Origin of the sequence: Streptomyces atratus (assembly GCF_900119365.1) — a bacterium.
GTDB classification, from domain to species: domain Bacteria; phylum Actinomycetota; class Actinomycetes; order Streptomycetales; family Streptomycetaceae; genus Streptomyces; species Streptomyces atratus_B.
The window spans coordinates 19959-41038 of the sequence record NZ_FPJO01000027.1; the positions used below are offsets into that span (position 1 = coordinate 19959).

Sequence of the window (21080 nt, forward strand, 5' to 3'; positions counted from 1 at the left end):
GGCTTCAGAGCGTCGTGAGCAGTTCGCCGTCGATGACCGTCACCGCGTCGCCGGTCAGCAGGGTGCGGTCGCCGCGCAGCGAGGTCCGGACCAGGCCGGAACGGGCGGAGGCCTGCAGCCCGGTCAGCTCGTCCCGGCCGAACCGGGCCGACCAGAAGGGCGCCAGCGCGGTGTGGGCGCTGCCGGTCACCGGGTCCTCGTCGATCCCGACGCGCGGGAAGAAGCCGCGGGAGACGAAGTCGTAGCCGCGGGAGGGGTCCTCCGCGGCGGCCGTGGCGACGACGCCCCGCCGGGAGACCTCGGCCAGGGCGACGAGATCGGGGATCAGCCCTCGCACGGTCGCCTCGTCGGACAGTTCGACGACCAGGTCGCCGATGTGCGGGCCGGTGTCGTGCACGGAGAGCGGCTCCGTGCCCAGGGCGGCGGCCAGCCCGGCCGGGGCGGCCTCCGGTGTCAGCGGGGCGGTGGGGAAGTCGAGGGTGATGGCGCTGTCCGGGCGGGCGGTCGCGGTGAGGATCCCGCACCGCGCCGCGAAGCGCACCGTGCCGCTCGCCGTCCCGGTGGTGTGCAGGATGTGCGCGGTGGCGAGGGTGGCATGCCCGCACATGTCGACCTCTGTGGTCGGGGTGAACCAGCGAAGCGCCCAGTCGGCCTCGCCGCCCGGCGGCAGCGGGTGGGCGAAGGCGGTCTCGGAGAGGTTCAGTTCCATGGCGATCCGCTGGAGCCGGTCGGCGTCGGGAAAGGTGCCGGAATCCAGGACCAGGACTCCCGCCGGGTTGCCGGTGAAGGGGCGGTCGGTGAACGTGTCGACGATGTGAATCCTCATGGCGCGACCATACGTATGGTGCGGAGCCGGGGACCAAGGCCAATCCGGTGTCACTGGACCTGGAATGCCGATGGGCGAACGGTGCCTCCGGAACCGGCCGTGCCGATGTCCTTGTCCGCCTCCGGGCACCGAACTACGTTGCCGGTGTGGATCTCTTCTCACGCTCCTGGACGGCCTTGCGCACGGCGGTCGCCGGGCTTTCGGACGAGGACTTCGCGAAGCCGTCCGGCTGCGCCGGCTGGCTCGTACGGGACCTGGTGTGTCATCTGGTCATCGACGCCCAGGACGTCCTGATCACCCTCGTGACCCCCACCGAGGCGGAACCGACCCGCGACGCGGTGACCTACTGGGACGTCGCCGCGACGCAGCCGACCGGTGACGATCCGCTGGACGCGCTGACCGTCCGGCTGGCCGCCGCGTACGAGGAGCCCAGGCTGCTCAAGTTCCACCTCGACGACGTCGGCTCCGCCGCCGGTCGCGCCGCCGGGCTCGCCGACCCCGGCCTCCGGGTCGGCACCCGCGACGAGGTCCTCACCGCGGGCGACTACCTCCGTGCGTACGTCCTGGAGTGGACGCTGCACCACCTCGACCTGATCGCGCACCTCCCGGACGCGGCCGGACCGCCCGCGGAGGGGCTCGCCCGGACCCGCGAGATGCTGCAGAGGATCGCCGGGGCCGCCTTCCCCGCGTCGTTCTCCGACAAGGCCGCCCTGCTCGTCGGCACCGGACGGCGTGCCGCGACCGACGAGGAGAAGGCCGAGCTGGGCGAACTGGCCGCGAGGCTCCCGCTCTTCCTCGGGTGATCGTCCGCGCCGGACGTGCCTCCGGCGCGGGCAGGCGGTGTGGAGCGGGCGTAGCCGACCGATGCGGCCGCCGACTTGCACACCGGCATCGCCATCCGCCGGCGGACTGTCCGGCAATCGAGCAAGGCATTGCCATGCGATCGGTTCCGATATATCGTTGACGCATCGCGACAGATCAATGATGGAAGGAGCGTAGCGATGCGTTCACATGGACACGAGCATGAGTTCGGACATGGGCACTGCGGGCCCGGTCATCAGGGGCGTGGCGACTTCGAGGGGCGGCGGGCGGCCTTCGGGCAGTTCGGGCCGCCCTTCGGGGGTGGACCCTTCGGTGGCGGGCGGGGCCGGGGTGGCGGCCGGGGGAGGGCGCGGCGTGGTGACGTACGCACGTCGATCCTGGCGCTGCTCAAGGACCGGTCGATGCACGGCTACGAGATGATCCAGGAGATCGGGGAGCGCAGCGGAGGGGCCTGGCGGCCCAGTCCGGGCTCGGTCTACCCGACCCTTCAACTGCTGGAGGACGAGGGCCTGATCGTCAGTGCGAGCGAGGGTGGCAAGAAGCTGTTCACGCTCACCGGCACCGGCCGCACCGAGGCGGAGTCGGGGCCCGAGGCGCCGTGGGAGGAAGCCGGGCGCGGCGTCGACTGGGAGAGCGTCAACGAGATCCGGCAAGCCGGCTTCGGCCTGATGGAGGCGTTCGGCCAGGTCTGGAAGACCGGCTCGGCCGATCAGCGCCAGAAGGCGCTCACGGTCATCAACGAGGCCCGCAAGAAGCTGTACCTGATCCTTGCCGACGAACACTGAGCCGGTGGGCGCGGTGTTCGTGGGTGTGGTGACAAGGGCCTCGCGGCCGAGCCGCGAGGCCCTTTCCGCCGGGCGGGTGGCGTCAGGCGGTGATGAGGCCGCCCAGCTTGCGCAGTGATTCGACGAGCGCGGCCGTCGCCGAATCCTTGAGCTTTCCCGCCATCAGGGAGACCGCGGCGCCGGTGAACTCCCCGTCGATGCGGACCGTGGTGGCGTCCCCGTCGGGGGTCAGTGAGTAGCGCATGGCCAGGTTGACGCCCATCGGGCCCTTGCCCTTGGTGGCCAGCAGGCGTGAGGTCTCCAGCTCCGCCACCGTCCAGGTCACCTCGGCCGGGAAGCCCATGAGCTTCATGTTCTCCTCGTAGGTGGCCGCGAGTTCGAGTGTCTCCGGGCAGCCTTTGGGGAAGCTGGTGTGGGTGGTGTTCCACTGACCGTACGCGGTGAAGTCCGTCAGCTGGGCCCACACCTTCTCGGCCGGTGCTTCGATGCGTGCCTCTGCACTGACTTCGGCCATGCGACCACCCCTTCTCGGCGGGTTACGGTGTCGCGGAACGTAGCCGCAGTGGCCGGAACATTCAATACTGATGAACTGTCAGATTCATATGGCCGGTTCCTTCCGCTTCCGCGCGCCAGATCAGGGCGGCGTCGAACCGGTCGAAGGCGCGCGGGTGCGGGCCGTCGTCGTGGCAGTGGAATGCGGCCCAGAAGACGTCGGCGCGCAGTGCGTCGGCCGGTGCGTGGACCCGGTACACGTACTCCCGCCCGTCGAGTGCCGGCAGGGCGACCAACCAGGACACGTCCGTGGTCCCCCTTCCGGCTGTCGCATGGGTATGGCCTGTGGGACGTAAGGGAATCGCTTCCGGTTGCTCAGGGGGCGCGTGGCAAGGCGGCGCGCGCCCTTTTCTCCGATCGGATCCGGAAGTGGCGAGATCTCATCCGCAAGGAGGAGAAACCGTTCGGGTGTGCCCAACTTGCGTGGGATGCCTGGATGAGTCCTTCCGGGGATGTACCGGCGCTGCGGAACTGATGGGGTGAGAGGCGTGCACAACCGGATGCCGCGGATTCCTCAGCAGCCCGTACCGAACCGCGCCGAGCTCGACGCCAGACTCACGGTGGAGCTGGCCGCCGTGGTGACGGGCGCCCGCAGGCGTGCGCTGCGCGACGGCGACCGGCAGATCGACACCGCGCATCTGCTGCACTCCCTCATCGAATCGGATCCCGCGGTGCGGGCGGCCTTCGAGGGCGGACCCCAACTGGCCAGGGTGCTCGGCTACCTCGTCCAGCGCAGTATCGGATACGGGCTCCGCTGGCAGGGCTCGGTGGAGGACTCCGGCGCGGTCCCGGTCGTCCCGGACCCGCATTCCGCCGTGCGGGACGCGGAGGGCTGGTCGCCCTCGGCCGCCTCGGCGATGGCCGGGGCGCTCGACCGGGCACAGAAGCGCGGCGACGTACGGGCCGGAGGGCTCGATCTGCTCGCGGCGCTGGCCGTGGACCACGAGTGCCGGGCCATGGAGGTGCTGGTACGGGGCGGGATCGACGCGGACCGGCTCGCCGCCCGGATCACGGACGCTGCCGGCCAGGGTGCGTGGGAGGCCGGGGGCTGACCGACCGGCGTACGGGCGGCCGGACCGGCTCCCCGGGCTGACGGGGAAGGCCGTGGTGGAGCCATGTATCCAGGGGTGAGTGTGTCAGGGGTGACTGGGGTGACGCTGCTGACCGCAGCTGTCATGATGGGCCGATGCACGCGTCTCAGGGGAGAAGCGCCAGCCTGGGACTAGCCCTGGCCTCGGCGTTCGCATTCGGTGGTTCAGGGGTGGCGGCCAAGCCGCTGATCGAGGCAGGGCTCGATCCGCTCCATGTCGTGTGGCTGCGGGTGGCGGGCGCGGCCCTGGTCATGCTGCCGGTGGCCTGGCGCCACCGGGACCTGGTGCGCAGCCGGCCGGTCCTGCTGCTCGGCTTCGGGCTGCTCGCCGTCGCGGGTGTGCAGGCCTTCTACTTCGCCGCGATCTCCCGCATCCCCGTCGGCGTCGCACTGCTCGTCGAATACCTGGCGCCCGCGCTCGTCCTCGGCTGGGTCCGGTTCGTCCAGCGCAGACCGGTCACCCGGCGGGCCGCGGCCGGTGTGGTGCTCGCCGTGGGCGGACTGACGTGCGTGGTCGAGGTGTGGTCGGGGCTGAGCTTCGACGCGGTCGGACTGCTGCTCGCGCTCGGTGCCGCCTGCTGCCAGGTCGGCTACTTCGTCCTGTCGGACCAGGGGAGTGCGGACGGGGCGGACGGCGTCGAACCGCCGAATCCTGTCGGGGTCATCGCCTACGGGCTGCTGATCGGGGCGGTCGTGCTCACCGCGGTCGCACGCCCCTGGGGCATGGACTGGTCGGTCCTGGGCGGCACTGCCGGTATGGACGGCACGGATGTTCCGGCCTGGCTGCTGCTCGTCTGGATCGTGTTGCTGGCGACCGTGATCGCCTACGTCACCGGGGTGATCTCGGTGCGGCTGCTCTCTCCCGCGGTCGCGGGCGTGGTCGCCTGTCTGGAGGCGGTCATCGCCACCGTGCTCGCCTGGGTGATGCTCGGCGAGCACCTGTCGGCGCCCCAGCTCATCGGCGGTGCCATGGTGCTGACCGGTGCCTTCATCGCCCAGTCGTCGACGCCGCGGACGCCGTCGGGCCCCGTCGCTTCGGGGCCGGGAACGGGGGTTGCCGAAGGGCCGGACGGCGGCGGTGCGGACGCCGAGGGGGAACTGTCCGCCGGGCGTGCCGCGACGTGACGACGACAAGGACCGGATGCGAATGACGGCGGAGAGCGGCCTCGACGCGACGGCGGAGACCGGTCCCGGGCGGTCCGTCGCGGTCGTGGGCGCGCCGGGGGCCTGACCGCCGGGGCGGGCGGACGACCCGTTGCCCGGTGGCGGGTCCGTCCGCGCCCGGGGTGCGTCAGAGCTCGGTGATGTAGTCCGGCACCCCGATCGCGGGGTCGAGGTTGTCCGCGGGGAGCGGCGCCACGTAGCCGCGGGCGAGCGGGACGACGCCCGCCCAGTGGGGCAGTGCGAGGTCACGGGGGTCGTCGTCGGGGCCGCCCGTGCGGATCTTGGCGGACACCTCCCGCAGGTCCAGCCGGACCACCGCGGTCGCGGCCAGTTCCTTCTCGTCGGCGGGCCGGGAATCGGCGGAGCGGCCCGGCACCACGTGGTCGACGATGGCGTCGAGCGCGGCCCGCCGCTCCTGCGGGTCGGTGACCGTGTGCGCGATGCCGTGGACCACCACGGAGCGGTAGTTGATCGAGTGGTGGAAGGCGGAGCGGGCCAGCACCAGCCCGTCGACATGCGTCACCGTCAGGCACACGGGCAGCCCGGGGTCGGTGCGGCCGGCCTCGCGAAGCGGCCGGGAGCCCGTCGAGCCGTGTACGTAGAGCCGGTCGCCGACCCGGCCGAAGAGCGTCGGCAGGACGACGGGCGCGCCGTCACGGACGAAGCCGAGGTGGCAGACGTACGCCTCGTCGAGTATCGAGTGGACCACCTCCCGGTCGTATGCCGCCCGTTCACGGGAACGGGTCGGGACGGTGCGCTCGGTCGGCTCGTATCCGGCTGCGGCTTCCGGGGCCGTGGGCTGCTGCGATGCGGTGTCCGGCATTGCGCGCTCCATTGCACTAGTGCATAATCTTGTTTGTGCTAGGAGAGTATCGGATTGTCGGGCGGCGCGCATCGGAGATTGCCGCCAGTGTGGAGAGTGGGGTCGGCTCCGGTGAGCTCGAACCCGGTCAAGTGTTGCCCCCCATGCGGGAATTGGCTGAGCAGCTGGGGGTCAATCCGAATACGGTGGCGGCCGCCTACCGCACGCTCCGCGAGCGCGGTGTGATCGAGACGGCCGGGCGCCGGGGCAGCAGGGTACGGCCGCGCCCCGCGAGTACGGCGCGTGGTTCGCTCCGGGTCGAGGCGCCCGCGGGCGTCCGGGATCTGGGGGCGGGCAATCCTGATCCGGGTCTGCTGCCCGCGCTGGGGGAAGTCTTCGCGACGGTCGCGGGGGAGTACGCGCGGCAGCCGGGAATGTACGGGCAGGCGCCGGTGGACCCGGAGTTCGCCGCGCTCGCCCGCGCCGCGCTGGACGCCGACGGGGTGCCGTCCGGGCCCGTGGCCGCGACCTCCGGATCGCTGGACGCGATCGAGCGCGTGCTGGTCGCGCACCTCAGACCCGGTGACGCGGTGGCGATCGAGGACCCCGGCTGGGGCAGCCTGCTGGATCTCGTACCGGCGCTGGGGCTGCGCCCCGTGCCCGTCGCGGTCGACGACGAAGGGCCTGTGCCCGACGCCGTCGAGCACGCGCTGAACGCCGGTGCCCGCGCGCTGGTGGTCACCGACCGCGCGCAGAACCCGACCGGCGCGGCGATCGGTGCCGGGCGCGCCTTCGAGTTGCGGGGAGTCCTCGCCGGGCACCGAGGTGTCCTGCTGATCGAGGACGACCACGGGCACGGCATCGTGGACCTGCCGCTCCATCCGCTGGCGGGCGCCACGGACCGCTGGGCCTTCGTGCGGTCCGTCGCCAAGGCGTACGGGCCGGACCTGCGGGTCGCCGTGCTGACCGGCGACCCGGTCACGGTCGACCGGGTCGCGGGGCGGCAGCGGCTGGGCCCCGGCTGGGTCAGCAGACTGCTGCAACGGGCCGTGGTGCACCTGTGGGCCTCCGGCGCCGTCGATCCGGGCCGGGTGGCGCGGGCGTACGCGAAGCGGCGGGACGGTCTCGTGCGGGCGCTGGCGGAGCGGGGCGTGGAGGCCCACGGGCGCAGCGGGATGAATGTGTGGGTGCCGGTCGGGGACGAGACCGGTGCGGTGGCGAGGCTGCTGCACTCCGGCTGGGCCGTGGCGCCCGGAGCGCGGTTCCGGATGACCGCGCCCCAGGGGATCCGGCTCACCGTCTCGTCGCTCGCCGAGGCCGACATCGGGCCGCTGGCGGATGCGGTGGCGGCAGCGGCGGGACCGGTGAAGCCGCTGAACTACGGGTGAGCCCCGGCCCCGGCCCGGCCGCCGGAGACCCGGCCGCCCCGCCGGGGCCTGCTCTGGGTGAGCGCGGCGCCCGCCAGCACCACGAGGGCCCCCACCGGGGTGTTCCAGCTCAGCTGCTCGCCGAGCACGACCACCCCGGCGGCGGTGGCGATGACCGGGATGAAGTAGGTGACCATCTGCGCGGTCGTCGGTCCGACCTCCTCCACCAGGCCGTACTGAACCAGGACCGCGAGGCCGGTACCGAGCGCTCCGAGGGCCACCACGGCCAGGGTCGGGAGCAGCGGGAAGCCGTCGGGAGCCGAGGTGAACAGCGGGGTCACCAGGGCGATCTGCGCCGTGCCGAGGAAGAGCTGGCTGCCGGTGAGCGCCAGCGTCGAGGAGCCGCTGCCCGCCAGCGTCCTGCGGACGTAGATCCAGCCGACCGGATAGCTGAGGGAGGCGAGCAGGGCCATGGCCGTGCCGCTGAGGTCCAGCCCGGAGAAGCCCTGCCAGGCGCCCAGCACAGTCAGTACGCCGAGAAAGCCCAGCCCGAGTCCGGCGACACGGCGCCGGGTCGGCCGGTCCTCGGAGAGCGCGACGAGCGACAGCGCCATGCCCCACAGGGGCGAGGTCGCGTTGCAGATGCCGGCCAGCGTCGAGGGGATGGTCAGCTCGGCATAGGCGAAGAGCGAGAACGGCAGCGCGTTCAGGAAGAACGCCGCGACGGCCAGGTGCCCCCAGGTGCGGGCGCCGCGCGGCAGCCGCTCACGCCGCACCGCCATCGCGACGGCCAGGACCGCCGTGCCGGACAGCAGGCGGCCGAGGGTGACCTGGAACGGGGCGTACCCCTCCGTGCCGACCTTGATCAGGAGAAAGCTGAAGCCCCAGATGAGTGAGAGCGCGCCGAACCGGATCCGCCAGTCCGGCGCCGGGCGGGCGGCGGGGGCCGGAGCCGGGACGGCTGCCGGGACAGCCGTCGGAGCCGGGGAGGAGGGCCGGGCGGGAGGTGCGGACTTCGGTGTGGCGGCGACGCTCATGGGCTCAACGATGACGAAGCGGACCACTTAGAACAAGCGAGATTTTGTGCGAGGGTCTGCGTAGCATTGCTTACATGTTGAATCTGGAGCGCCTGCGCACCCTGGACGCACTGGCCCGGCACGGTTCCGTGAGCGGCGCCGCCGAAGGGCTGCATGTGACCACCTCGGCGGTCTCCCAGCAGCTGGCGAAGCTGGAGCGCGAGGTGGGGCAACAGCTCCTGGCCAAGAACGGGCGCGGGGTCCGGCTCACCGACGCCGGCCGGCTGCTCGCCGACCATGCGGCGCGGATCCTGTCCCAGGTCGAGCTGGCCCAGTCCGACATCGAGGCGCAGCGCGGTGAGGTGGTGGGCGAGATCCGGCTCTCCGCCTTTCCGACCGCGGCGCGCGGACTCTTCCCCGCGGTGCTCCACGCGCTGCGCAGGGACCACCCCGAACTCCGCGTGCACCCGGGAACTGGAGCCCGAGGACGGAATCCGCGCCGTGCTCAGAGGCGACACCGACCTCGCGGTGGTGCTGGACTGGAGCAACAAACGGCTGCCCGTGCCCGGTGGCCTGGCCAAGGCCGAACTCCTGGACGACGCACCGGACATCGCGATGCCGGCCGGTCATCGGCTCGCCGGCCGGGCCGAGGTGGACCTGGAGGATTTCGCCGACGACGACTGGGTGTCCTGGCCCGAGGGGGAGTTCTGCTACGACTGGCTGATGTTCACCCTCCGCTCGAAGGGCATCGAACCGCGCATCGCACACCTGGCGGGCGAGCACCACACCCAACTCGCCCTGATCGCCGCCGGGATGGGGGTCTGCGTGGCGCCGAGGCTCGGTCGCGGACCCGTGCCCGACGGGGTGCGGCTCGTACCCGTACGGCAGAAGATGCGCCGCCACGTCCACGCCGTGTGGCGTACCGACGCGGACCGGCGTCCCTCGATCAGGGCGGCGGTGACGGCGCTGCGCGATGCCGGCCGGGAGCTGGACGCGCCGTGAGCCACGAGCACCGGCGGGACGTGCGGGGGCTTTCCTCAGCACCCGGGTCCACCGGTCGGTGGACGGCAAGTTCAACCTGACACCCCTGTCCGTCAACTGCCCTTTTCAGCAAGGCTTTCGGGCATGAATTCATTCACTGTGCGGATGGCGCGCCGGAGCGCGCTGCACCCCTGGCGGGCGGTCGTCGGCTGGCTGGTGTTCGTGGTGAGGGACTGCTGGGCTTCGACTCCACGGGCTCGATCGGGTCGCGCGTCCCGCTCTTCCTCTTCGTGATCCTCTTCGGACTCTCCATGGACTACCAGGTGTTCGTGGTGAGCCGGATCAGGGAGGCCGTGCTCGCCGGTGTCCCCACGCGGCAGGCGGTCCTCGACGGGATCCGCACGTCGGCGAGCGTGGTCACCAGCGCCGCGGTCGTGATGACGACCGTCTTCGTGAGCTTCGTCCTCCTGCACATCATCGAGATGAAGCAGATCGGTTTCGTGCTCGCGGCTGCAGTGCTGCTCGACGCCTTCGTCGTCCGCGTCATGATCCTGCCGGCGGCGCTGCTCCTGCTGGGCGAGGTGACCTGGTGGCCGTCGCGTCCCGCCCCGGCCGCATCGGACCGGACCGTCCGCGACGAGCCACTGGCCGAAGTACGTTGACCGGCATGACCGCTATCGCCGAGCCCTCGGCCGACGCCCTCTGGACCACATCGCTGCGTCGCTGGAACGCCGTGTGCTGGGTGCTGTTCGCCGCGATGGCCGCCGGGCTCGCCGCCATGGACGGGCCGTCAGGAGCCGGTACGCGTCGCTCGCGCTGCTCGGCTGCGTGGTGCTCTGCTACGCGCTCCTCGATCGCTTCCCCGACAACCCCGTCGTACGGCCGCATGTCTACCTCTCCGTGCTGGTGCTCGCGCTCGGCGGGCTCGCCTGTCTGGGCGGCAGCTACGCGGCGCTGTTCATGGTGACGCTGCCGCACTACTGGATGTTCGGGCGGACCCCCAGGATCTCGATGGGGTTCCTGGGGCTGGCGACGGCGGCGACGCTGGCGGGGAGCTGGTACCGGGAGGGCTGGTCGCTGCAGTTCTTCGCCGAGACCATGGTGTCCACCGTGATCGTCGTCGCCGTGGGGGTCCTGATCGGACTGTGGGCGCACTCGGTGGTCGCGCAGAGCACCGAACGCGCCCGGCTGATCGTCGAGTTGGAACGGACCCAGGCGGAGCTGTCCGAGGCGCACCAGCGCCAGGGGGCCGCGGACGAACGGGAGCGGATGGCACGGGAGATCCACGACACCCTCGCGCAGGGGCTCGCGTCGATCGTCGTACTGGCGGAGGCGGCGCGGGCGGGACTCGACGCGGAGCCGGCCCGGAGCGGCTGCTGAGGCGCCCCTGAAGCTGTTGCCGAACACGCCGGTCGCGGCACGGCGGACCACGGGCGCGGGAGGGCGGCTCTCAGGCGGTGAACGACCCCGCGAGCTTCCGGAAGTCCCAGGAGGTGATGGTCTGCGGCACCAGTCTCAGCCAGGCGTGGCGGCCGTCGTGCGGCATGGTGTCCATGTCGAAGTACTTCGCCGCGAACATCCTTTCCGGCGCGACGAGTTCCGGACACGGCTCGCCGGTGCGGGGTGCCTCGCCGACCGGGACGGCCTCGCCGGAGAGCTCGATGCCGCGCAGTTCCCCGTACTCCGCCCCGTCGTCCACGACCACCGCGATCCTCGGGTCGTGGCGCAGCTGGGACCAGCGCAGGCTGCGGGTGATCGAGTAGAGCCAGAGCGAGGTTCCGTCCCAGGCGAACCAGAGGGCGCCGATGTGCGGACGGCCGTCCTCGGCCACGGTGGCCACCCGGCAGGTGCGCTGCTCGGTGAGATAGGCGTCGCGTTCGGCGTCCGTCATCATGATCCGACGGCCCCGTCGCTGAGTGGCGGTCATGGGGCGCCCCCTCCGGATTGCTGACTGTGTGTCAAAAAGCATGAGGTCTCTTCCCTCATCGCGCAATGGCGGTTAGCCTCTCGCGCCCGGTCCGCCGCAGAAAGGGGCAGCCGTGCCGCCGAGGATTCAGCTCGCCGAGCAGCTCGATCCGGCCACCACCGTGCTTCTCACGGTCGAATGCCAGCAGGGGGTCGTCGGCCCCGGCAGCGCGCTGCCCGAACTGGCCGAGGAGGCCAGATCGTCCGGAGCCCTGCACCGGGTCGCCCGGCTGGTCGCCGCCGCCCACGAGGCCGGGGTCCAGGTGCTGCACGCGGTGGCCGAACGCCGCCCCGACGGCCGGGGTGCCAACAGCAACGCCCGGCTCTTCCGGGCCGCCGGCCGGTTGCCCGTGCAGCAGCACTCCGGCACCACCGCGGTACGGATCGCCCCGCCGATCGAAGTGGCCGACGAGGACCTCGTCGTACGCCGACTGCACGGTCTCTCGCCCATCGCCGGCACCGATGTGGACGCGCTGCTGCGCAACCTCGGCTGCCGCACGCTCGTCGTCACCGGGGTCTCGGCCAATGTCGCCGTTCCCAACGCCGTGTTCGACGCGGTGAATCTCGGCTACACGGCCGTGGTGCCGTCCGACGCCATCGCCGGGGTGCCGGCCGACTACACCCCCGCGATGATCCGCAACACGCTCGCCCTCGTCGCCACCATCACGGACACGGACGGTGTACTGGGCTGCTGGCTGAACCGGACGTCCCGCAGAGGCGGCTCCTGAGGCGTGATCCGGAGATCCCGCCTGCCCCGGAGCCCCCTTGCCCCGGAGGCGGTGTCGACGAAGGTCCGGTGGAAGAGCACCGCCTGCCAGGGGTCCGCCCCGGGCACCCGCCGAAGGCCGCTTCCCGGGCCGAGCCGGGCGACGGCCCGGCGGAAGAAGCGCGGGCACTGCCCGGTGACGAGGTGGTCAGGGTGTGAGTGCGATCGAGTCGCCCGTGACCGTGATCTTCCTGGCGGGCAGCGGCCGGGTGGCGGGGCCGTGTGCCACGGCGCCCGTCGACGCGTCGAACTTGCTGTCGTGACAAGGGCAGTCGATGGTGCCGCCCGAGACGCTCGACACCGTGCATCCCTGGTGGGTGCACTTCGACGAGAACGCCTTGAACTCGCCGGCCTTCGGCTGCGTCACCACGACGCCCTGGTCCGCGAAGACCTTCCCGCCGCCCTCGGGGATGTCGGCGGTCCTCGCCAGTGAGGTTCCGCCGGTGTCCATTCCGTCGTCGGCCGGTTCGACCACATCCGAACCACCGGAGTCCTTCTGACTGCCGCAGGCGGTGAGTACGGCGGCCACCGAGGCGGCTCCGGCCGCGACGACGACGGCCCGGCGCCCGGGACGTCCCTCATGGTTCCGCGATGTGCTCATACTGGCTTTCCCTTCCGCAGTGTTCGCGACTTCGGTCGTCGTCCAGGGGTACGCGCGGCGGGACCCCCGTGTTCAACGTCCGGGGACTTCTCCGGGAGGACCTGTGGGCGGCACCGCGGCGGATGAACGACGACCACCCCGTCATCGGCAGATCCCGGCACCGGCATGAGCGGTCGGGAGGACTGTCAGAGGCGTCTGCGAGGCTGAGCGGTATGACACTGAGCAACTTCAGCGACCTGGAGCAGGCCATCCGCGACGGCTGGGGCGCGGACACCACGACGCCGGAGCACCGTCCGGACTGGACCCCGGACAATCCGGCGCGCGACCAGTGCGGTGTCACCGCCCTGGTGGTGCACGATCTGCTGGGCGGTGATCTGATCCGCGGCGAGGTCCATGTCGACGGCGAGCGAGTGGACTACCACTGGTGGAACCGTCTGGGCATGGGGATCGAAGTCGATCTGACCCGTGAGCAGTTCGCCCCCGAGGAGATGGTCGTCGGCGGGGACGTGATCGAACGGCCCGCGGAGATCGTGCGGCTCCGCGAGGAGTACGAACTGCTCCGCAGCCGAGTCATGGCGGCGCTGTGCTCGTAGGCGGCACCGGGGCAGGGGGCCGCCGCGTCGCTGCGCGCCGTTCGCGCGGAAGACCGGCAGCCCCTCGCGCATCCGGCCGAACAGCAGGCTCTGGTCCCGGACGCGGCGGCCCGCATCGCCCCGGCGACCCGGCGGGCCTTCGCCATGCCGATGGGCAACGGCCGCTCGTCCACCGCGCGGGATCCGGCCCGGTCCGAGGCGTCTTCGTTCATCAGTTCACTCATGGCGGGACAGCCCTTAGGAACCACCACTGACATCGAGCGCGGCCGCGCGCCTGGTGAGTGTGCCGCGCTCCAGGCCGGGTTCGCGTTCGGCCGTGCTGACCGCCATGCGCGTGACGACCTCGGGGCGGCCTTCCGTCGCGGTGTTGGCATGTGCGCCCAGTCCGTCGATGACCACGAGGATCTGAATCGTCGTCACATGCGGGTCGTCGCTGCGGAACTCGCCGCGTTCGACGCCCTCGCGGACGAGATCCTCCAGGCGGTCCCGCCACAGGGCTTCCTGGTGGCCGACCCGGTCGCGCAGGACGGGGCGGTAGCGGCTGAGGTGCCGGGCGTTGATCCACAGCCGGCTGATGTCGTCGTACGCGGCGCCCGTCGCGAGCGCGAAGAAGCGCGCGAGGTGGTCCGTGGGCGTTCCTGCCGCCCGGTCCGCCGGCAGCAGGGTATTGGCTGTGTGACCAGTAAGTAATGGTGCGGGCGGGAACCGCCCCCCAAGCCGCCGCCGGAACTGCCGATCGCGGCGGCACACGGACTCTACCGTCGACTCCTGTAAGCAATGACCGACGCCATGGAGGACAGGGATGAACAACAGCATGCGTACGGCGGCCGCTGCCGCAGCCCTCGTTGCCGGTCTCGTCACGGTCGGCGGAACCACCGGTGCCGCGGCCGCCGAGCGTCCGGAGCGGATCACCAACCAGGAGCAGCTCGCCAGAAGCATCGCCCAGGCGGTCGCCGCCGAGCAGCAGAAGGGTGCCGTCACCGACGGCGTCATCGGCGGCATGGTGGTCAACTCGACAACCCCGCGTTCCTGCTGACGAATCGGAGGTGAGCACCGTGGACAGCACTGCGGACCGTGCCCGGGACGGGCAGGAAAGCCCCCTCAGATGGTGTCCGAGCGGTGACGCGAGCCGCCCGGAGACCGTTGTCCTCGGCGTACGGTCCGGGGAGCACGATCAGGTGGTCTACCTGGCCGAACCCGTACCCGCCGCCGATGTTCTCGGTAGCATCCCGGAGGGGATCGCCCCCAACCGGGTGCTCCGGTTCGCCTCGCACTGCGTGTCGGACTGCGCGAACCGGGTCGGCGAGGCCTGCGGGCTGATCGAACGGATCACGACCGTACCGGCCGAGCCCGGCCCGGCCGCCGTGCCACGGTGCCACCTCCGCCCGCACTGCAAGTGGTGGAACCAGGTCGGTGTCGAGGCCTGCCACCGCTGCCCGGCCCTGACGACACTGGAACCCCGCGACGACGAACTCGCCGTTCTCGTCGCGGACCCGGCGACCACCCGTGAACAGCTGGAGAGCTGGATCGCCGCCGAACAGTGAGCGGAGACGTTCACGGATTCGGTCACGGACCGGACCGAGAACACGAGAGAAGGGATGTCGTGAACAACTGGACAAGGTGCTTCCGCCCGGACCCCGACGCCGGGGCGCAATTGCTGTGCTTCCCGCACGCAGGTGGTTCGGCCAGTGGTTACATCCCGCTGGCGACCGAGGTCACGGGGACGGTGGAGGCACTGGTCGTGCAGTACCCCGGGCGCCACGACCGATTCGCCGAACCGTTCGCCGAACGGTTCGGCGTCGTCGTGGACGCGGTGCTGGCCTCGCTCCCTCCGAGCGGGGGCCGGCCGCTTCTGCTGTTCGGCCACAGCATGGGCGCTCTCCTGGCGTTCGAGACGGCACGTCGGCTCGCAGCCCAGGGGCGGGAGCCCGCGGCGCTGTTCGTCTCGGGCAGTGAGGGCCCCTCGCTGCCGCGCCGCTCGCGGTTTCCCGAACCGCCCAGCGACGACGACCTGATCGGGGAGATGCGACTGCTGTCCGGCACGGACGAGTCGCTGCTGACCCATCCGGAGATCCTCCAGCTCGCGCTGCCGCCGCTGCGCGCCGACTACGCCATGCTGTCCGCCCGCAGCCACGTTCCCGGGCCGCCGCTCCACTGCCCGGTCGTCGCGCTGACCGGTGACAGTGACCCCCGGGTCTCCGTCGAGGGCGTACAGGCCTGGGAGCGGGAGGCCAAAGGTCCCTTCGAGCGGCATGTACTGCCAGGTGGCCACTTCTTCCTGAATGACCACCTGCCGTACGTCGCGGATCTCGTCGCCGCGCACGTGCCCGGCCGAGCGGCCCGTACGGTCGCCTGACACCACGCACCGCACAGGGCTTGGGCCCCGACCCGCTTCCGGGTCGGGGCCCAAGCCCTGTGCGGTGGCCCCACTCACTCAGCCTCGAACTCCGAGAGCAGGGCGTCGAGGGAGTCGTCGCCCTCTCCGGTCGCCACGATGCGGCGGGCCATCTCGTGCAGCGTCAGCTGTTCCAGGAACAGCGTGATGGGGACATCGAGATCGAAGTCGTCCCGGAGGCAGCCGACCAGGTGGACGGCGGTCAGGGAGTCGCCGCCGGCCGCGAAGTACGTCATCTCCGGGTCGTCGGCGTCCGCCAGACCCAGGGCCTCGGCGAGCAGCGCCCGTACGCCCTGCTCCAGATCGCCACCGCCGCCGCCCTGCTCCGGCTGCTCACCGGCCGGCGCGACCGGGCCGAGGCGGTACGCGCCGTGGCTCTCGCCGGCGAAGGGGTAGGACGGCAGCGCGACCCGCCGGCCGCCGCCCTCCCGTACCACCGGCTCACCCGCCAGCCAGGCCTCGCCGAGCGGGTCGGGCCCGCCGAGTGCCACCGCACCGCCAGAGGCCAGTTCGGCGAGCAGCTCCGCCGCCCCCGCCCGGTCCCCGGCCCGCACATAGCCGCGCACGGCCATCGGCGTACGGCCCAGGCACAGCGTGTACGCGGTGTCGGCGAGGGACGGGGCCTTTGGAGCCCGCAGCGCCCCGGCCAGCCGGCCGGCCAGCGCGGAGAGGTCCTCCCGGGTGCGGGCGGACAGCAGCAGGACCTCCGGCGCGCCCTCGGCGTCCGGTGCCCAGGCACCGGTGCGCCGGGGAGCCTCCTCCAGGACCACGTGCACATTCGTGCCGCCGATGCCGACCGAGCTCACCCCGGACCGCCGGGGACCGTGCTCGGGCTCCGGCCAGGCGGCCGGCCGCTCGATCAGGTGGAACGGCGAGTCGTCGAAGCCGAGTTCCGGGTGCGGGCGGCCGGCACCGGCGTTCGGCACCAGGGTGGCGTGCTCCAGCATGAGCACCGACTTGATCAGTGCGGCCACGCCCGCCGCGGCGTCCAGGTGGCCGATGTTCGACTTCACCGAGCCGATCCCGATCCGCCCGGTGCCGAGCGCGCCCTTGAACGCGGCGGTCGCCGCCGCCGCCTCGATGCGGTCGCCGAGCGCGGTGGCCGTGCCGTGCGCCTCCAGGTACTGGGCGTCGGCCGGGTCGAGACCGGCCGCGGCCCAGGCCTCCACGACCGCGGCGGTCTGCTGGTCGACGCCGGGCGCGGTGAACCCGACCTTGGTCGCGCCGTCGTTGGTGACGGCGCTGCCCCGGATGACCGCCCGGATCGGGTCGTTGTCGGCGAGCGCGTCGGACAGCCGGCGCAGTACGACCACGCCCACCCCGTTGCCCGGCACGGTGCCGCCGGCCCGCTCGTCGAAGGGCCGGCAGCGGCCGTCCGGCGAGTAGATGCCGCCCTGCTGGTGGACGTAGCCCCGCTTGCGCACCGTGTCCACGGCGACGCCTCCGGCCAGTGCCGTGTCGCACTCGCCGAGCAGCAGGGACTGCACCGCGAGGTGCACCGCCGTCAGCGAGGTCGAGCAGGCCGTCTGCACCGTCAGGCTCGGGCCCTGCAGGCCCAGCCGGTAGGAGATCCACGGGGCGAGGAACTCACGGTCGGTGAGGATGCGCACCTGGAGCGCCCCGACGGACGCGGCGAGGCGCGGGTCGGTCTGCGCGGCCAGCATGTGCTCGGTGGGGCCGCCGCCGACGTACACGCCGGTACGTGCCGTGCCGCCGAGCGGGCTGCGGCCGGCGTTCTCCAGCGCGGACCAGGCCGTCTGCAGGAGCAGCCGGTGCTGGGGGTCGAGGGCCGCCGCCTCGGTGCGGTTGAAGCCGAACAGCTCGGCGTCGAAGCGGTCCGCGTCCGCGAGATGGCCCTTGGCCGGTATGTAGTCGCGGCCGCGCACCTCCTGCGGGTCGGCGCCGTCGGCGATCAGTTCCTCCTCGGTGAAATCGGTCACCGAGCAGAGCCCGCCGAGCAGATTCGCCCAGTAGGTGTCCAGGTCGGGGGCACCGGGGAAACGGCCGCTCATCCCGACGACCGCGATCGCGGAGTCGGCTGCGAGGGGCTCGGCGGCGCTGGCGTTCTCGGTCATCGTGTGGAGCCTTTCCGGTAGCTGAGTCGACGGGCTGCGGCAGTGCGTCGTGTGTGCCGGTCACCGCCGCGCGCGGCGGCCGTGGCGGCGGGAGGTTCGGCGGCGGTTCCGGCGGCAGCCCGGTCGAGGAAGGCCGCGAGGGAGCTGACGGTGGGGTGACGGAACAGGTCGACCAGACTGAGTTCGCCGTACGTCCCCAGCCGCGCAGGGCGGACAGGACGCTCAGCAGCCGGATCGAATTGCCGCCCAGATCGAAGAAGTGGTCGGTGACGGCGACGAGTTCGAGGTTGAGCACCCGGGCCCACAGACCGGCCACCAGCCGCTCGGTCGCGGTGCCCGCGACGGTGGTCGAGCCGTCCGGCCGGCACCGTACGGTGGCGGGTTCCGGGAGCCGGGCCCGGTCGATCTTGCCGTTGCTGCTGAGCGGCATCTCGTCCAGGCGCACGAACACCTCGGGCACCATGGACCCCGGCAGCCGCCGGGCGAGATGGGCGCGCAGCTCCGCGTCCGGGGGCGCCGCCCCGTCCCGGCCCACGACATACGCCACGAGCCGCTGGGCGGTGCCCGTGCCGCGGACGGTGGCCGCCGCCAGGGCGACGCCCGGCGCACCCGCCAGCAGGGTCTCGATCTCGCCGAGTTCGACGCGTACGCCGCGCAGCTTGACCTGGAGGTCGGAGCGCCCGAGGTAGTGGATGAGGCCGTGCGCGTCGATCCGGCCCAGGTCGCCGGTGCGGTACATCCGGGTGCCCGGTGCGCCGTGCGGGTCGGCGACGAACCGTTCGGCGGTCAGGGCGGGCCGGCCGATGTAGCCCCGCCCCAGCGAGGCACCGGCCACGTAGATCTCGCCGGCGACCCCGGCGGGGACCGGCCGGAGCCGCTCGTCGAGGACGTAGACCCGGGCCCCGGGCACGGCGCCGCCGAGCACCACGGGCTCACCGGGGGCGAGGTCCCCGGTGGTCGCGTAGACGGTGACCTCGCTGGGGCCGTACGCGTTCACGATCCGCCGGCCGGGCGCGCTGAGCCGCTCGACCAGTTCGGCCGGGCACGCCTCGCCGCCGACCGCGACGGTCCGCAGCTCGGGCAGCTGTCCGGTCAGGTCGGGCAGCAGCATCGCGGCGGACGGCGGCAGGAACACATAGGTGATGCGGGAGTCCCGCAGCCGCTCCAGCAGTGCCTCGCCGATCCGCTCGTCCTCCTGCGGGATGTGCAGTTCCGCCCCGGCCACCCAGGGGAAGAAGAGGTCGGACACGGCGACGTCGAAGCCGAACGACACGAACTGCAGCACCCGGTCGTCGGCGTCGACGGGGAAGGAGTGCCGGACCGCCCGGGTGAGGTTGATCAGCGCCCGGTGCTCGATGGCGACGCCCTTGGGGACACCGGTGGAGCCCGAGGTGAACAGGACGTAGGCGAGATCCTCCGGGCCCGGTGCCCCACCGGTCGTGACGGCCCCCGGCACGACGGGGTCCGTGACGGCCGGGCGGTCGACCCGGATGCACGGCACCCCCAGGCTCTCGCCCTTCTCCGCGGTCTCCCGGGAGGTCAGGAGCAGCCCGGTGCCCGAACTCCCCACCATGTGGCGGAGCCTGGCCTCCGGGTGGGCCTGGTCCAGCGGTACGTACGCGCCGCCCGCGCGCAGGACGGCGAGCGCCGCGATGCCCTGGTCGGCCGAGCGGGGCAGCAGCAGACCGACCCGGAAGCCGGGCCGCACCCCGGCGGCACGCAGCCGGGCGGCCAGCGCGTCGGCCCTGGCGAGCAGTTCGGCGTAGCTCAGGCGGAGGCCGCCGCAGACCAGGGCCGTGGCATCGGGGCGTTCGGCCGCCCGGTCGGCGATCAGATCGGGCACCAGACGGTGCAGCGGCGCGGCCTGTGCGAGGCGGTCGGCACCGGCGATGATCCGGCGGCGCTCGTCGGCCGGCACCAGCTCCACGGTGGACAGCGGCGCGGACGGGTCCGCGAGGAGCCCGGCCAGCAGCGTGCGGAAGTTCTCCGTCCAGCGGTGGACCGTTACGGCCTCGAACAGGTCGCTGCGGTAGATGAACTGGGCGGCGAGTCCGGCGCCCCACCGCTCCATGAACAGATGGAAGTCGAACTTGGCGGTGTCCAGCGTCAGGGGGAGCCGTTCGGCCCTCGCGCCGGCCAGCGCCAGATCCGGCGCGGCCTCGTCCTCGTAGCTGAGCGCCACCTGCACCACCGGGTCGTGGCTGGTCTCACGGACCGGGGCGAGGGTGTCGACCACCGCCTCGAACGGCGCGTCCTGGTAGGGCTGGGCCGCCAGCATCGAGGCCCGGACCCGGCGGGTCAGCTCGTCGAGCGAGGGGTCGCCGGACAGGTCCACGCGCATCGCCAGGGTGTTGGTCAGCATCCCGACCATCTCCTGGAGTTCGGGCCGCTCGCGCCCCGACGCCGGATAGCCGATGACCAGGTCCTCGCCGCCCGAGAGGCGGGAGAGGAACGCGGCGTACGCGGCGAACATCGTCATGAACGGGGTGGCGCCCGAGGCCGCGGCCACCTCGGCCAGGCGTTCCCTGACCTCGGCGCCGAGCAGGAAGCGCTCGGTGCCCCCGGCGGCCGTGCGGACCGGCGGGCGCGGACGGTCCAGCGGCAGCTCCATGGTGGTGGGCGCGCCGCGCAACAGGCCGACCCAGTGCTCCACCGACACCTCGAACGCCCCGTCCGCGGCGCGCTCCCGCTGCCAGGCCGCGTAGTCGGGGAACTGGAGCGGGAGTTCGGCAGGCCGGTACGCCCGGCCCCCGGCCTCGTGCCGGTACCCCTCGGACAGCCCCTCCAGCATGAGACCGAGCGACCAGCCGTCGCAGACCAGGTGATGGGCGACGAGCAGCACCCGGTGGCTGCCGTCGTCGACGGCGTACACGGTGCAGCGCAGCAGCGGCCCCTCGGCGGTGTCGAAGGGACGGGCGGCCTCGGCACGCACCAGGTCGTCCGCACGGCCGGCGGGCACGTCCCGGCGGACCGTGAGCGGCACCCGCCCGACGGCCGAGACGCGCTGCGCCGGGGTGCCGTCCTCGGCGGTCCGGAACACGGTGCGCAGCGCCTCGTGGCGGTCGACGAGCGCGTCCAGCGCGCGGCCGAACGCAGCCGTGTCGAAAGGCCCGTGCACCGCGAAGGCGACCGGGACGTTGTACTGGGGGGAGCCCGGATTCAGCTGGTCGAGGACGAGCAGGCGGCTCTGGGCGTCGGAGGCGGGGAACTCGTACTCCTCGTTTCCCGCGCCCTCCGCGGCGTAGAGGTCGATGAGATCGACGGCGTCGACGGTCATGGG

Annotated in this window: 19 protein-coding genes and 4 pseudogenes; 13 read left to right on the forward strand and 10 right to left on the reverse strand. The window is 72.5% G+C overall.

Annotated features, from left to right (window positions below; all coding sequences use genetic code 11):
• Positions 1–4: 4 nt before the first annotated feature.
• Positions 5–826 (reverse strand): PhzF family phenazine biosynthesis protein, encoded by an 822-nt coding sequence (locus tag BT364_RS31450; protein ID WP_072488630.1) that lies wholly within the window; start codon positions 824–826, stop codon positions 5–7.
• A gap of 146 nt (positions 827–972) precedes the next feature.
• Here BT364_RS31450 and BT364_RS31455 point away from each other — a divergent pair, with 146 nt between their 5' ends.
• Both BT364_RS31455 and BT364_RS31460 read left to right on the forward strand, forming a co-directional pair.
• Positions 973–1629, forward strand: a complete 657-nt coding sequence (locus BT364_RS31455; RefSeq protein ID WP_072488665.1) for a maleylpyruvate isomerase N-terminal domain-containing protein — start codon at positions 973–975, stop codon at positions 1627–1629.
• Between the two features lie 198 nt (positions 1630–1827).
• Positions 1828–2433 carry a PadR family transcriptional regulator gene (locus tag BT364_RS31460; protein ID WP_072488631.1) on the forward strand — a complete coding sequence of 202 codons (606 nt, stop codon included), beginning with the start codon at positions 1828–1830 and terminating at the stop codon, positions 2431–2433.
• 82 nt (positions 2434–2515) lie between these two features.
• On the opposite strand, the gene BT364_RS31465 is transcribed toward BT364_RS31460, so the two are convergent.
• Positions 2516–2947 carry a type II toxin-antitoxin system Rv0910 family toxin gene (locus BT364_RS31465; protein ID WP_072488632.1) on the reverse strand — a complete coding sequence of 144 codons (432 nt, stop codon included), beginning with the start codon at positions 2945–2947 and terminating at the stop codon, positions 2516–2518.
• Positions 2948–3008: 61 nt separating this feature from the next.
• Positions 3009–3230 (reverse strand): hypothetical protein, encoded by a 222-nt coding sequence (locus BT364_RS31470; RefSeq protein ID WP_072488633.1) that lies wholly within the window; start codon positions 3228–3230, stop codon positions 3009–3011.
• Between the two features lie 243 nt (positions 3231–3473).
• Between BT364_RS31470 and BT364_RS31475 the strand changes: the two genes are divergently transcribed.
• Together BT364_RS31475 and BT364_RS31480 are read left to right on the forward strand one after the other, a co-directional pair.
• On the forward strand, positions 3474–4037 hold the full coding sequence (locus BT364_RS31475; protein ID WP_079179712.1) for a Clp protease N-terminal domain-containing protein: 564 nt from the start codon (positions 3474–3476) through the stop codon (positions 4035–4037).
• 134 nt (positions 4038–4171) lie between these two features.
• Positions 4172–5200, forward strand: coding sequence for an EamA family transporter (locus tag BT364_RS31480; protein ID WP_072488634.1), 1029 nt, complete (start codon positions 4172–4174; stop codon positions 5198–5200).
• Between the two features lie 166 nt (positions 5201–5366).
• Here the strand turns inward: BT364_RS31480 and BT364_RS31485 are convergent, their stop codons facing one another.
• On the reverse strand, positions 5367–6062 hold the full coding sequence (locus BT364_RS31485) for a pyridoxamine 5'-phosphate oxidase family protein (RefSeq protein ID WP_072488635.1): 696 nt from the start codon (positions 6060–6062) through the stop codon (positions 5367–5369).
• 35 nt (positions 6063–6097) lie between these two features.
• Between BT364_RS31485 and BT364_RS31490 the strand changes: the two genes are divergently transcribed.
• On the forward strand, positions 6098–7429 hold the full coding sequence (locus BT364_RS31490; RefSeq protein ID WP_072488636.1) for an aminotransferase class I/II-fold pyridoxal phosphate-dependent enzyme: 1332 nt from the start codon (positions 6098–6100) through the stop codon (positions 7427–7429).
• On the opposite strand, the gene BT364_RS31495 is transcribed toward BT364_RS31490, so the two are convergent.
• Positions 7420–8445: a DMT family transporter gene (locus BT364_RS31495; protein ID WP_072488667.1), complete on the reverse strand. Its 1026-nt coding sequence runs from the start codon at positions 8443–8445 to the stop codon at positions 7420–7422. The genes BT364_RS31490 and BT364_RS31495 overlap by 10 nt on opposite strands.
• A 74-nt stretch (positions 8446–8519) precedes the next feature.
• Between BT364_RS31495 and BT364_RS31500 the strand changes: the two are divergent.
• The 3 pseudogenes from BT364_RS31500 to BT364_RS31510 all read left to right on the forward strand — a co-directional run.
• Positions 8520–9426 (forward strand): annotated as a pseudogene (locus BT364_RS31500) (LysR family transcriptional regulator).
• 194 nt (positions 9427–9620) lie between these two features.
• A pseudogene (locus BT364_RS31505) lies at positions 9621–10067 on the forward strand (MMPL family transporter); the annotation flags it as partial.
• A gap of 5 nt (positions 10068–10072) precedes the next feature.
• Positions 10073–10776 (forward strand): annotated as a pseudogene (locus tag BT364_RS31510) (histidine kinase); the annotation flags it as partial.
• Between the two features lie 79 nt (positions 10777–10855).
• Here BT364_RS31510 and BT364_RS31515 read toward each other — a convergent pair.
• Positions 10856–11332 (reverse strand): pyridoxamine 5'-phosphate oxidase family protein, encoded by a 477-nt coding sequence (locus tag BT364_RS31515; protein ID WP_072488637.1) that lies wholly within the window; start codon positions 11330–11332, stop codon positions 10856–10858.
• Between the two features lie 112 nt (positions 11333–11444).
• On the opposite strand from BT364_RS31515, the gene BT364_RS31520 reads away from it, so the two are divergent.
• Positions 11445–12098 carry a cysteine hydrolase family protein gene (locus tag BT364_RS31520; protein ID WP_072488638.1) on the forward strand — a complete coding sequence of 218 codons (654 nt, stop codon included), beginning with the start codon at positions 11445–11447 and terminating at the stop codon, positions 12096–12098.
• 186 nt (positions 12099–12284) lie between these two features.
• Here the strand turns inward: BT364_RS31520 and BT364_RS31525 are convergent, their stop codons facing one another.
• Positions 12285–12737 (reverse strand): Rieske (2Fe-2S) protein, encoded by a 453-nt coding sequence (locus BT364_RS31525; RefSeq protein ID WP_072488639.1) that lies wholly within the window; start codon positions 12735–12737, stop codon positions 12285–12287.
• A 212-nt stretch (positions 12738–12949) separates the two neighbouring features.
• On the opposite strand from BT364_RS31525, the gene BT364_RS31530 reads away from it, so the two are divergent.
• Positions 12950–13330, forward strand: a complete 381-nt coding sequence (locus BT364_RS31530) for a YunG family protein (RefSeq protein ID WP_072488640.1) — start codon at positions 12950–12952, stop codon at positions 13328–13330.
• 237 nt (positions 13331–13567) lie between these two features.
• On the opposite strand, the gene BT364_RS31535 is transcribed toward BT364_RS31530, so the two are convergent.
• Complete coding sequence (locus BT364_RS31535; protein ID WP_371268670.1) at positions 13568–14080, reverse strand: TetR family transcriptional regulator C-terminal domain-containing protein; 513 nt, start codon at positions 14078–14080, stop codon at positions 13568–13570.
• Between the two features lie 52 nt (positions 14081–14132).
• Here BT364_RS31535 and BT364_RS31540 point away from each other — a divergent pair, with 52 nt between their 5' ends.
• Genes BT364_RS31540 through BT364_RS31550 form a run of 3 tightly spaced genes read left to right on the forward strand, consistent with a single transcriptional unit; the run spans position 14133 to position 15686 of the window.
• Positions 14133–14366 (forward strand): hypothetical protein, encoded by a 234-nt coding sequence (locus BT364_RS31540; protein WP_072488641.1) that lies wholly within the window; start codon positions 14133–14135, stop codon positions 14364–14366.
• Positions 14367–14385: 19 nt separating this feature from the next.
• The gene (locus BT364_RS31545) at positions 14386–14874 is read left to right on the forward strand and encodes a hypothetical protein (RefSeq protein ID WP_072488668.1); all 489 of its coding nucleotides are present in this window, start codon (positions 14386–14388) and stop codon (positions 14872–14874) included.
• 59 nt (positions 14875–14933) lie between these two features.
• Positions 14934–15686 carry a thioesterase II family protein gene (locus tag BT364_RS31550; RefSeq protein ID WP_072488642.1) on the forward strand — a complete coding sequence of 251 codons (753 nt, stop codon included), beginning with the start codon at positions 14934–14936 and terminating at the stop codon, positions 15684–15686.
• Positions 15687–15760: 74 nt separating this feature from the next.
• Here the strand turns inward: BT364_RS31550 and BT364_RS43465 are convergent, their stop codons facing one another.
• Positions 15761–17800, reverse strand: coding sequence for a beta-ketoacyl synthase N-terminal-like domain-containing protein (locus tag BT364_RS43465; protein WP_079179714.1), 2040 nt, complete (start codon positions 17798–17800; stop codon positions 15761–15763).
• A 214-nt stretch (positions 17801–18014) separates the two neighbouring features.
• A pseudogene (locus tag BT364_RS31560) lies at positions 18015–21077 on the reverse strand (non-ribosomal peptide synthetase); the annotation flags it as partial.
• Between the last annotated feature and the right edge of the window lie 3 nt (positions 21078–21080).

Coding starts and splice junctions, on each gene's coding strand:
- BT364_RS31450 (WP_072488630.1), bottom strand. CDS start 826: ATGAGGATTCACATCGTCGACACGTTCACCGACCGCCCCTTCACCGGC.
- BT364_RS31460 (WP_072488631.1), top strand. CDS start 1,828: ATGCGTTCACATGGACACGAGCATGAGTTCGGACATGGGCACTGCGGG.
- BT364_RS31465 (WP_072488632.1), bottom strand. CDS start 2,947: ATGGCCGAAGTCAGTGCAGAGGCACGCATCGAAGCACCGGCCGAGAAG.
- BT364_RS31480 (WP_072488634.1), top strand. CDS start 4,172: ATGCACGCGTCTCAGGGGAGAAGCGCCAGCCTGGGACTAGCCCTGGCC.
- BT364_RS31485 (WP_072488635.1), bottom strand. CDS start 6,062: ATGCCGGACACCGCATCGCAGCAGCCCACGGCCCCGGAAGCCGCAGCC.
- BT364_RS31495 (WP_072488667.1), bottom strand. CDS start 8,445: ATGAGCGTCGCCGCCACACCGAAGTCCGCACCTCCCGCCCGGCCCTCC.
- BT364_RS31515 (WP_072488637.1), bottom strand. CDS start 11,332: ATGACCGCCACTCAGCGACGGGGCCGTCGGATCATGATGACGGACGCC.
- BT364_RS31525 (WP_072488639.1), bottom strand. CDS start 12,737: ATGAGCACATCGCGGAACCATGAGGGACGTCCCGGGCGCCGGGCCGTC.
- BT364_RS31530 (WP_072488640.1), top strand. CDS start 12,950: ATGACACTGAGCAACTTCAGCGACCTGGAGCAGGCCATCCGCGACGGC.
- BT364_RS31540 (WP_072488641.1), top strand. CDS start 14,133: ATGAACAACAGCATGCGTACGGCGGCCGCTGCCGCAGCCCTCGTTGCC.
- BT364_RS43465 (WP_079179714.1), bottom strand. CDS start 17,800: ATGACCGAGAACGCCAGCGCCGCCGAGCCCCTCGCAGCCGACTCCGCG.